General features: G+C 41.4%; 2 rRNA genes. Both read left to right on the top strand.

From position 1 onward, the window contains the following. A 16S ribosomal RNA gene (locus ACWXVV_RS02995) occupies nt 1–236 on the top strand; the annotation flags it as partial. A gap of 240 nt (nt 237–476) precedes the next feature. Next, a 23S ribosomal RNA gene (locus tag ACWXVV_RS02990) occupies nt 477–780 on the top strand; the annotation flags it as partial.

The following is a 780-nucleotide window of genomic DNA, read 5'->3' as shown; positions in this document are numbered from 1 at the left end:
ATTGAAGTCTGCAACTCGACTTCATGAAGTCGGAATCGCTAGTAATCGCAGGTCAGCCATACTGCGGTGAATACGTTCTCGAGTCTTGTACACACCGCCCGTCACACCATGGGAGCTAGTAATGCCCGAAGCCGGTTAGTTAACTTCGGAGACGACTGTCTAAGGTAGGACTGGTGACTGGGGTGAAGTCGTAACAAGGTATCCCTACGAGAACGTGGGGATGGATCACCTCCTTTCTACGGAGTACACAGTACAACATTTTTTAAAGACTTATAAAGTCTGTTTCACAAAACAATCAATCTTTTTTTAAGGTTATGGTAATTTATATCCAGTTTTGAGAGTTCTATTCTCTCAAATATATAGATCTTTGAAAACTGAATAGAAAAGACATTTGTATATATTAATATTCAAACGTTTTGATCAACCTATAGAATACATCATATCTATCTAATAACAATTAGACAATAGGAACATACTATTAAATAAGTAAGAGTTTTTGGTGGATGCCTTGGGTCTGGAAGTCGATGAAGGACGCGATTACCTGCGATAAGCCTCGTGGAGCTGGAAATAAGCTACGAAGCGGGGATTTCCGAATGGGGAAACCTAACTAGACTAATCTCTAGTTGCCTTGCCAGTGAATACATAGCTGGAAGCGCGAGACACGTTGAGAACTGAAACATCTTAGTACCAACAGGAAAAGAAAATAAATAATGATTCCCTCAGTAGCGGCGAGCGAACGGGGAAGAGCCCAAACCAACATTGAAGTTGGGGTTGTAGGAC

Source organism: Mycoplasma sp. 3392 (assembly GCF_053851755.1).
This window is presented reverse-complemented; position numbering and strand designations above follow the sequence as displayed.